Source organism: Actinomadura napierensis (genome assembly GCF_039529375.1).
In the GTDB taxonomy this organism is placed as follows: Bacteria; Actinomycetota; Actinomycetes; order Streptosporangiales; family Streptosporangiaceae; genus Spirillospora; species Spirillospora napierensis.
Map to the genome: position 1 here is coordinate 1 of NZ_BAAAMR010000208.1, position 7,868 is coordinate 7,868.

At 75.7% G+C, this 7,868-nt stretch carries 6 protein-coding genes; all 6 read left to right on the top strand.

Annotated features, from left to right (window positions below; genetic code table 11):
* Positions 1-443: hypothetical protein (locus ABD296_RS48270; protein ID WP_344284889.1), on the top strand; the 443-nt coding region annotated here is incomplete at its 5' end.
* 85 nt (positions 444-528) lie between these two features.
* Complete coding sequence (locus tag ABD296_RS48275) at positions 529-1,266, top strand: response regulator transcription factor (RefSeq protein WP_344284892.1); 738 nt, start codon at positions 529-531, stop codon at positions 1,264-1,266.
* Positions 1,267-1,298: 32 nt separating this feature from the next.
* Entirely contained in the window at positions 1,299-2,765 is a 1,467-nt protein-coding gene (locus ABD296_RS48280; RefSeq protein ID WP_344284895.1) for a HAMP domain-containing sensor histidine kinase, read from the top strand.
* 110 nt (positions 2,766-2,875) lie between these two features.
* Positions 2,876-4,246 carry a bifunctional glycosyltransferase family 2/GtrA family protein gene (locus tag ABD296_RS48285; protein WP_344284898.1) on the top strand — a complete coding sequence of 457 codons (1,371 nt, stop codon included), beginning with the start codon at positions 2,876-2,878 and terminating at the stop codon, positions 4,244-4,246.
* On the top strand, positions 4,243-6,327 hold the full coding sequence (locus tag ABD296_RS48290; RefSeq protein ID WP_344284901.1) for a glycosyltransferase family 39 protein: 2,085 nt from the start codon (positions 4,243-4,245) through the stop codon (positions 6,325-6,327). Before ABD296_RS48285 ends, ABD296_RS48290 begins: the two co-directional genes overlap by 4 nt.
* An 18-nt stretch (positions 6,328-6,345) precedes the next feature.
* On the top strand, positions 6,346-7,868 hold a 1,523-nt coding region (locus ABD296_RS48295; RefSeq protein ID WP_344284904.1), incomplete at its 3' end, for a glycosyltransferase family 39 protein.

Here is a 7,868-nt window from a genome sequence, read left to right on the forward strand (position 1 = left end):
GTCACCAGCTCGCCGACCGCGCCGGCGCGCGCGAGGCCGCCCGCTCGGCCGGCGCGCTGCTGGCCGCCGCCGCGGGCTGCGTGTTCGCCCGCACCGCCCGCGACCTGACCGTCCGTGCCGCCGTCCAGGCCGCCACCGCCGCGATCGAGGTGGTGATGGCCGAGGTGCTGCGCGAGGCCCTGAAGATCGCGATGAAGGACGTGCTGCGCGGCATTGTCCTGGACGTCGCCCGCGACGTGGTGGTGGACGTGGCCCGCACCACCTGGACCACCGCGACCCGCCCGGCCCCCGGCCCCGTCGTCATCACCGCCGAACCCGTACCGACCGAACCCGCCGAGGCCGAACCCGCCGAGCCCGCCACCCCGCGACCCGCCACTGCTGAACCCGCCGCGGCCGGGGCCGACGTGTGGGCCGACGAGACCGACGGCGGCCCGGCCCGCTGAAGCGCCGCTCAGAAGTTCCTGAAAGATCCATGAGAAACCGGTACCGGCGGCCGGAGCCCTCACCGGCGCTGTTTACGGTGAGTACATGGAGCCCGGCACCCCGCAGGCGGCGCCCGCCGCACGGATACTGATCGTCGACGACGAGCCCGCCGTCCGCGAATCGCTGTCCAGCAGCCTGGAGTTCGAGGGCTACCGGGTCGCCGAGGCCGCCGACGGCGCCGCGGCCCTGCAGAGCGTCGAAGCCGAACGCCCCGACCTGGTCGTGCTGGACGTGCTGATGCCCCGCATGGACGGCCTGACCACCTGCCGCCGGCTGCGCGCCCTCGGCGCCACCATGCCGGTGCTGATGCTCACCGCCCGCGACATGGTCGGCGACCGCGTCACCGGCCTGGACGCCGGCGCCGACGACTACCTCGCCAAACCGTTCGAGCTGGACGAGCTCCTGGCGCGGGTGCGGGCCCTGCTGCGCCGCACCGCGATGAACGCCGACACCGCCGCCGGCGCCCGCCGCGAGGACGTCCTGTCCTTCGACGACCTGCGGATGGACACCCTCACCCGCGAGGTCACCCGCGGCGGCCGGCCGCTCGCCCTCACCCGCACCGAGTACATGCTGCTGGAGATGTTCCTGGCCCACCCCCGCCAGGTCCTCACCCGCGAGCAGATCCTGGAGACCGTCTGGGGCTTCGACTTCGAACCCGCCTCCAACTCCCTGGACGTGTACGTGATGTACCTGCGGCGCAAGACCGAGGCCGGCGGGATGCCGCGGCTCGTCCACACCGTCCGCGGCGTCGGCTACGTCCTGCGGACGGCGGCGTCCCCGTGAGCGCACGGCGGCGCCCGGCCGGGAAACCGCCCATGACCCGGCGGCTCACCCTGCGCGCCCGGATGGCGCTGCTCACCGCCGTCGCCGTCGCGCTCGCCGTCGCCGTCTGCGCCGCCGCCGGCTGGTACCTCACCCGCAACCAGCTGTACCACGAGCTCGACCGGCGCCTCGCCGCGTCCACCGGCGGGCCGCCCGGCCCCGAAGGGCCCGGCGGCCCCGGCGGCGGGCCGGGCGGCCGCATCCAGCGGATGCTGGGCCGGCAGATCACCGACGCGCTCGCCGCGTGCCGCCCCGACGCCACCAGCAGCAGCAGCGACGGCCGCCCGCCCGGCCCCTACGAGATCGTCCAGGTGGTGAACGCGCAGGGCCGGCCCTGCACCATCCCCGACGCCGGGTCGCTGAAGGTCACCGCCGACGACGCGCGGGTCGCCCGCGGCGGCGACGAGCGGGTCGTGCACGACGGCACCGGCGTCACCACCGCCGGCCGCACCATCGACGTGCGCGTCCTGACCTTCCCCGGCCAGGCCGCCGACGGCGCCCCGTTCGCGGTGTCGGTCGCGATCTCCCTGGACGAGGTCGAAGGGCCCCTGGACAACCTGGCGCTGCTGCTGGTCGCCGTCACCGCCCTCGGCGTGCTGGTGTCGGCCGCCGCCGGCCTGATGATCGCCCGCGCGTCGCTGCGGCCCGTCGACGAGCTGACCGGCGTCGCCGAGCACATCGCCCGCACCGAGGACCTCGGCATCCGCATCCCCGCCGAGGGCACCGACGAGATCGCCCGGCTCGGCCGCTCCTTCAACGCCATGACCGGCGCCCTGGCCGCCTCCCGGGAACGCCAGCAGCAGCTCATCGCCGACGCCGGGCACGAGCTGCGCACCCCCCTGACCAGCCTGCGCACCAACATCGACCTGCTGCTGCGCGCCGAGGCCACCGGCCGCGACCTGCCCGCCGCCACCCGCCACAACCTGCTGGTCAGCGTCAAGGCGCAGATGCTGGAGCTGTCCAGCCTGGTCGGGGACCTGCTGGAACTCGCCCGGCCCGACGAGGCCGAACCGGTCCGCCAGACCGTCGCGCTGCACGAGGTCGTCGACCGCGCCGTCGACCGCGCCCGGCTGCGCGGCCCCGGCCTCACCGTGCAGGCGAGCACCGAACCCTGGTACGTCCAGGGCGACCCCGCGTCCCTGGAACGCGCCGTGGTGAACCTGCTGGACAACGCCGTGAAGTTCTCCCCGCCCGCCGGGACCGTCGCCGTGCGGCTTGCCGGCGGGGAGCTGACCGTCCGCGACCAGGGCCCCGGCATCCCCGCCGCCGACCTCCCGCACGTGTTCGAGCGGTTCTGGCGGTCCCCGTCGGCGCGCAGCCTGCCCGGCTCCGGGCTCGGCCTGTCGATCGTCGCCCGCGTCGTCGCCGAGAGCGGCGGCCGCGTCGCCCTGGAGGCCGCCGACGGCGGCGGCACCCTCGCCCGCGTCCGCCTGCCCGGCACCGCCCAGCCCCGCGACTGACCCCGCCTGCGGCCCCCAGGGCGGACCCCTGGGCGGCGTCGCGGCGTTTCTCATACCGCGTTAATCCACGGCTCAGGGGCTTCCCACACCGGCCGCCGAACCTCGGTCACATGAGTCACCTTGTCACCGAACGGGGCACGCCCGCCGCGCCGCCCCCGCCCGTGCACGAGCACGGCGGGCGGGGACGGCTGGTCGAGGTGGTCATCCCCGTCTACAACGAGGAACGCGTCCTGGCCGCCAGCGTGCAGCGCCTGCACGCCTACCTGTCCGACACCTTCCCCTACCCCTTCCGCATCACCATCGCCGACAACGCCAGCACCGACCGCACCTGGCGGGTCGCCGAGGACCTGATGGCGCGGCTGGACCGCGTCAACGCCGTCCGGCTGGAACGCAAGGGACGCGGACGGGCGCTGCGGCACGTGTGGGGCACCAGCGACGCCGACGTCGTCGCCTACATGGACGTGGACCTGTCCACCGACCTGGACGCGTTCCTGCCGCTGGTCGCGCCGCTGATCTCCGGGCACAGCGACCTGGCGATCGGGTCGCGGCTCACCCGCGGGTCCGCCGTCGTGCGCGGCCCCCGCCGCGAGGTCATCTCCCGCTGCTACAACCTGCTGCTGCGCGCCACCCTCGCCGCCCGCTTCTCCGACGCCCAGTGCGGCTTCAAGGCCGCCCGCACCGAGATCGTCCAGGCGCTGCTGCCGTCGGTGGAGGACGAGGAGTGGTTCTTCGACACCGAGCTGCTGCTGCTCGCCGAACGCAACGGGCTGCGCATCCACGAGGTCCCCGTCGACTGGGTCGACGACCCCGACTCCCGCGTCGACGTCGTCCGCACCGCCCGCGACGACCTGCGCGGCATGGCCCGCGTCGGCCGCCGCCTGCTCACCGGCGCGTTCCGCGCCCCCGTCGGCGGACGCGCCCGCCCCACCGCCCCCGCCGCCGGCGGGCAGGCCGGGGCCGCGCTGCCCGCCGGGATGGCGCGGCAGCTGCCCGCCTTCGCCGTCATCGGCGCCATCAGCACCCTCGCGCAACTGGTGCTGTTCGTGCTGCTGCGCCTGGCGATGGGGCCGCTGTGGGCCAACGCGCTGTCCCTGGTGATCACCACCGTGTTCAACACCGCCGCCAACCGCCGCTTCACCTTCGGCGTCACCGGCACCCGCCGCGCCCTGCGCCAGCAGCTCGAAGGCGGCCTGACGTTCCTGCTCGGCCTCGCGCTGTCCACCGGCGGGCTGGCGCTGCTGCACGCCGCCGCGCCCGGCGCGTCCCGCGCCGTCGAGGTCGCCGCGCTCATCGCCGCCAACGCCGTCGCCACCCTGGTGCGGTTCCTGCTGATGCGCGCCTGGATCTTCCACCCCCGCCGCCTGGGGCACCAGCGGGCAGGCGCCGGCTCCCCGCACGCCGGCGGCGCCCGCGTCTACGTCGCGACCCCCGCGGACGGCCGCACGCCGGCCGCCGAGGAGACCGGAGGGACCCTGTCATGACCCAGACGCTTCCCGCGCCCGCCGCGGGGACCGCGGCCCCCGCCCCCGGCGGGCGGATCCGCCGGCTGCTGCTCGGCGCCCCCGGCGACCCCCGCTGGTCCCGCCCCGCCCTGTGGGCGATCCTCGCCCTCGCCGCCGCCCTGTATGCCTGGGACCTGAACTCCGGTGGCTACGCCAACTCCTACTACTCCGCCGCCGTCAAGAGCGGAACCCAGAGCTGGAAGGCGTTCTTCTTCGGCTCCCTGGACGCCGGCAACTACATCACCGTCGACAAACCGCCGATGGCGCTGTGGGCGCAGGAACTGCTCGCCCGCGTCATCGGGTTCGGCACCCCCGCCCTGCTGCTCCCGCAGGTCATCGAGGGCGTCGCCGCCGTGGCGATCCTGCACGCCACCGTCCGCCGCGCGTTCGGGCACCCCGCCGCGCTCATCGCTGCCGCCGTGCTCGCCCTCACCCCGATCACCGTCGCGATCAACCGCGACAACAACCCCGACACGCTGCTGGTGCTGCTGCTGGTCGCCGCCGCGTGGGCGTGCCAGCGCGCCATCGACACCGGGCGGCTGCGGCCCCTGCTGCTGTCGGCGTTCCTGATCGGCTGCGGGTTCAACACCAAGATGCTGCAGGCGTTCCTGGTCGTCCCCGCGTTCGCGGCGGTGTACCTGATCGCCGCGCGGCCCGGCATCGTGCGGCGCCTGGCGCACCTGGTCGCCGCCGGCGCCGTCCTGGCCGCCTCCTCGGCCTGGTGGATGCTGATCGTCGACGCCGTCCCCGCCGGCAGGCGGCCCTACATCGGCGGCAGCACCGACGGCACCGTCTGGGACCTGGTCATCGGCTACAACGGCCTCGGCCGCGTCTTCGGCGAGAACAACGGCCCCGGCGGAGGACGCGGCGGAGGCGCCTCGTTCGGCGGGCAGGCCGGCGCCGGACGGCTGTTCAACGACATCGTCGGCGGCCAGATCTCCTGGCTGATCCCGTTCGCCGTCATCGCGCTGGCCGCCTGCCTGGTGCTGCTGTGGAAGCGGCCCCGCACCGACCTCGCCCGCGCCGCGCTGCTGCTGTGGGGCGGCTGGCTCGCCGTCCACTACGTCATCTTCAGCTTCGCCGAAGGCACCTTCCACCCCTACTACACCACCGCGCTCGGCCCCGCGATCGCCGCGCTCACCGGCGCCGGCGGCGCCCTGCTGTTCGGCGCCGGCCGCCGCACCGCGCGCCTGACGTGGGTGTGGCCGCCGGCGCTGTCCGCCGCGGTCGCCGTGACCGGCGCGTGGGCGTTCACCCTGCTGAACCGCACCCCGTCCTGGCAGCCGTGGCTGCGCTGGACGATCGCCGCCGCGGCCGTGCTCGCGGTCGCCGGCCTGCTGATCGGCCGGTTCGTCCGCCGCGCCGGAACCCGCGCCGCCGTCGCCGGCGCCGCCCTCGCGGTCGTCGCGACACTGGCCGGGCCGGGCGCCTACGCGGTGTCGGCCGCCTCCACCGCCTCCAACGGCACCAACCCGCAGGCCGGCCCGTCCACCGGGTCCGGACCCGGCGGCATGGGCGGCGGACCCGGCGGCATGCCCGGCGGGTTCAAGGGACGCGCCCCCGGCGGCGCACCCGGCGGGCAGAACTCCGGCGGGCCGCGGCAGAACGCCGAGGCCGGCGGGCAGACACCCGGCACGCGCGGCGACTGGTCCCGGCGGTCCGGCGGCATGCGCGGCGGCTTCGGCGGCGGACCCGGCGGCGGCGAGACCAGCACCCAGATGATCTCCTACCTGGAGAAGAACCAGGGGAACGCGACCTGGCTGCTGGCGGTCTCCAGCGCCCAGTCCGCGGGCTCGATCATCCTCAGCACCGGACGCCCCGTCATCGCGATGGGCGGCTTCACCGGCAGCGACCCCGCCATGACCGTCGCCAAGCTGCAGCAGTACGTCAAGGACGGCAGGCTGCGCTACATCCTGCTCGGCGGCGGCATGGGGCCCGGAGGCGGCGACGCCTCCGTCACCGCCTGGGTGCAGAAGAACGGCACCCTGGTCAAGCCCGCTGAATACGGCGGGACCTCCACGTCCGGCTCCACCGGCGCCCAGCTGTACAGGCTCGGCTGACCCTTGGGACACCCAACGATGACCTCCACGATCCAGGCCGCCCCGCCCGCCGCCCCGCGCGGGCGGGGCGGCCTCCCGCACCGCGTCCTGCACCGCCTGTGGCGCGGGCCCGCCGCCGACCCGGCGTGGGCCCGGCCCGCCCTGCTCGTCCTGCTCGCCGCGACCGCCGTGCTGTACCTGTGGGGCCTCGGCGCCTCCGGCTGGGCCAACGCGTTCTACTCCGCCGCCGTCCAGGCCGGCGCGACCAGCTGGAAGGCGTTCTTCTTCGGCTCCTCCGACGCCGCCAACGCCATCACCGTCGACAAGACGCCCGGCGCGCTGTGGCCGATGGAGATCACCGCGCGGATCTTCGGGGTGAACTCCTGGAGCGTCCTGGCACCGCAGGCGCTGATGGGCGTCGCGACCGTTGCGACCCTGTACGCGGCCGTGCGGCGGCGGTTCCCCGCCTGGGCGGGGCTGCTGGCCGGCGCCGCGTTCGCCCTCACCCCGGTCGCCGCGCTGATGTTCCGGTTCAACAACCCCGACGCGCTGCTGGTGCTGCTGCTGACCGCCGGCGCCTACGCCGCCCTGCGCGCCCAGGAGAACGCGAGCACCCGCTGGCTGATGGTCGCCGCCGCATGCGTCGGCACCGGGTTCCTGGCCAAGATGATGCAGGCGTTCCTGGTCGTCCCGGTGTTCGCGCTGGTGTACCTGATCAGCGCGCCCACCCCGCTGCGGCGGCGGCTGTGGCAGCTGCTGCTCGCCGGCGCCGCGCTCGTCGCGGCGGCCGGGTGGTGGGTGCTGGCCGTCGCGCTGGTGCCCGCCTCCTCCCGCCCCTACATCGGCGGATCCCAGCACGACTCGGTCCTGGAACTGGCGCTCGGCTACAACGGCCTCGGCCGCCTCAACGGCGAGGAGACCGGCGGCCTGGGCAACCTCAACCAGGACGCCGGCGTCGGCCGGATGTTCGGCGCCGCGATCGGCGGCCAGATCTCCTGGCTGCTGCCCGCCGCGCTGATCCTGCTGGCCGCCGGGCTGTGGGCCACCCGCCGCGCCCCCCGCACCGACCCGGCCCGCGCCGCGCTGCTGGTGTGGGGCGGCTGGCTGCTGCTCACCGGAGCGATCTTCAGCGAGATGCAGGGGATCTTCCACGAGTACTACACCGTCGCGCTCGCCCCCGCCATCGCCGCCCTCGTCGGCATCGGCGCCGCGCTGCTATGGGAACGGCGCCGCACCACCGAGGGCGCCGTGTTCCTGTCGGTGTCGGTCGCCGTCACCGCCGTGTGGGCGTACGTGCTGCTGGGCCGCGCCCCCGGCTGGCACCCCTGGCTCGGCCTGGTCGTCGTCGCCGCCGGGCTGCTGGCCGCCGCGCCGCTCGCCGGCGTGCGGTTGCTGCGCGGCCGGCTGCTGGCCGCCGTGCTGGTCCTGGCGGCCGCCGCGTCCCTCGCCGGCCCCGCCGCGTACGCGGTGGACACCGCCGGCACCCCGCACACCGGCTCCATCGTCACCGCAGGCCCCCGCGCCTCCGGCGGCTTCGGGCCCGGAGGAGGCGGGCCCGGCGG

What these genes read in the sequence shown, in the direction of transcription:
- ABD296_RS48275 (WP_344284892.1), top strand. Translation starts at nt 529, where the DNA reads ATGGAGCCCGGCACCCCGCAGGCGGCGCCCGCCGCACGGATACTGATC.
- ABD296_RS48280 (WP_344284895.1), top strand. Translation starts at nt 1,299, where the DNA reads ATGACCCGGCGGCTCACCCTGCGCGCCCGGATGGCGCTGCTCACCGCC.
- ABD296_RS48285 (WP_344284898.1), top strand. Translation starts at nt 2,876, where the DNA reads ATGAGTCACCTTGTCACCGAACGGGGCACGCCCGCCGCGCCGCCCCCG.
- ABD296_RS48290 (WP_344284901.1), top strand. Translation starts at nt 4,243, where the DNA reads ATGACCCAGACGCTTCCCGCGCCCGCCGCGGGGACCGCGGCCCCCGCC.